Source organism: Cuniculiplasma thermophilum, from assembly GCF_052315355.1.
Classification (GTDB): domain Archaea; phylum Thermoplasmatota; class Thermoplasmata; order Thermoplasmatales; family Thermoplasmataceae; genus Cuniculiplasma.
Window position 1 is genome coordinate 1 of record NZ_JBLSDF010000071.1, and the last position, 1,684, is coordinate 1,684.

Annotated in this window: 4 protein-coding genes; 2 read left to right on the plus strand and 2 right to left on the minus strand. The window is 37.3% G+C overall.

The window, feature by feature from the left end:
- Both ACNF42_RS08595 and ACNF42_RS08600 read left to right on the plus strand, forming a co-directional pair.
- Window positions 1-181, plus strand: a 181-nt coding sequence (locus ACNF42_RS08595) for a hypothetical protein (protein WP_443340358.1), incomplete at its 5' end; no start/stop codon positions are given.
- Window positions 182-200: 19 nt separating this feature from the next.
- Complete coding sequence (locus ACNF42_RS08600) at window positions 201-641, plus strand: hypothetical protein (RefSeq protein ID WP_443340359.1); 441 nt, start codon at window positions 201-203, stop codon at window positions 639-641.
- A 28-nt stretch (window positions 642-669) separates the two neighbouring features.
- Here ACNF42_RS08600 and ACNF42_RS08605 read toward each other — a convergent pair whose 3' ends face one another.
- Both ACNF42_RS08605 and ACNF42_RS08610 read right to left on the minus strand, forming a co-directional pair.
- The gene (locus ACNF42_RS08605; RefSeq protein WP_443340360.1) at window positions 670-1,326 is read right to left on the minus strand and encodes a zinc ribbon domain-containing protein; all 657 of its coding nucleotides are present in this window, start codon (window positions 1,324-1,326) and stop codon (window positions 670-672) included.
- 172 nt (window positions 1,327-1,498) lie between these two features.
- On the minus strand, window positions 1,499-1,684 hold a 186-nt coding region (locus tag ACNF42_RS08610; RefSeq protein WP_443340361.1), incomplete at its 5' end, for a hypothetical protein.

Consider the following 1,684-nt stretch of genomic DNA (forward strand, 5'->3'; position numbering starts at 1 on the left):
AGACCATTTGAGATACCAGAAAGATTCAGGAAACAGGAATAGATCGAAGATGAAATACATGAAACAGCTATGGATCAGCGGTAGCTATGAATCCATGTACATTAAATCTCATGTAAGAAAACTTATTATAGGATGCTCTTTAAGATTTTATTTCTATTACCGTATGCAAATATCTCTATAATAGGGGTAACATTACACCCATGATGGATGAACTTTTCATATCCAGATATGCGGAAAGCGTTTTGAAAGACTCAAATCTTGGTGTCTTTCCAAAGGATTACCTGAAACCTGATGGAGAATATGGAAAAATAGAAATTCCCAAGGGAGAAGATATTTTTCTATATCGAGAAACTGAAGGAATCAATCTTGTGATTGACGGAAGAAAGATGTATTTCAACGAAAGACATATGGCAAAATATTGCTTTTATTGTGCTATTATGGGTTATGAAAAGGTAATGATACCAGATGTAACAGAGACCTTTGAAATTGTTAAGACGTTTGAGAGGGACCTTCAAAATGCCTCATCTATTATTATGGACCTTAGGAAGAAAATGTATATACAGGACTTCTACAAATTGAAGGATATTCTCGAGTCCAAGAATCCTTCCTATAAAATTATATTTTACGAGTGGGGCGATTAAATACTTTTGTTGTTACCTGATTTTTGATTTACAATCTGAATCCAACACCGTTCATTCCCGGGCCACCCATAAAGTCACCGGATTTGACTGCATGCTCCAGTGTCCTGTACAGAAGATATGCAACAAATATCTCTGGTTGGATGTCTCCACTTATTTTTCCTTCAAAATATTTGCTCTCAAGATGGTGTTTAATCTCTCCTACTACATTTCCATTACTTGAGATCTTTATGTCCCTGCCACCTATGTTTTCCGTAACCTCATAATTCTGGCCATTTTGGGTCCTGATTTCGGCCTTACGATTGTGGATATCCATCTGCCCAATTTCATTTCCACTCGAATCTATAATGGAATAGTTCTTAAAAGTGCTTATGAGCTTTTTCGGTTTGTTATGCTGTGTCCTCAACAGAACGTTCCCCTGTGGGTCATTCAACTGAAAGTTTGCTTCAAACGTTCCCATTAATCCTCCACTAAAACTTACAGAGCCAATAGTTCCCTGTTCGTTTTCTATTACCAATTCGAGCCCATGACTCATTACGCCCATTCGTCCCATTGTCTTAAAATTCTGCCCAGTCACAGGCTTTAAATCTTTGTTACCTACCTGGCCTGCTGGTTGAGCCGCTCCACACTGAGGGCAAAAAGATGCCCCTTCCTCAATTTCTGCTCCACAAGAAACACACTTCGCCATGTATCAATATTATCTTTGCTATATATACCTTTTTAGAATTGTTATAGAATAATCATTGTTTTATATTAGAATTCATCTTAATGTGAATTATATCGTGAGTTTACATCTATTAGGTTTACTCTTTCCATAAAGCGAGTCTTTCACTGAGTTTTTTCATTAACACTTCAGGGTGCTATTGTACTTGGAAGTTTTCTGTTATTCTTTTTTCCCTTATAATTGGTGGTCCGTGATTAATTCCTATGGAAATGTTTTTATTCGCAGGGTACACACTTGCGTATGCCAGGAATAGTGTGGAAATCCATTCATGGAAAGAAATACATGGTGCTACGATGGAAGAAGTGGCAGAACGGCCAGTCAA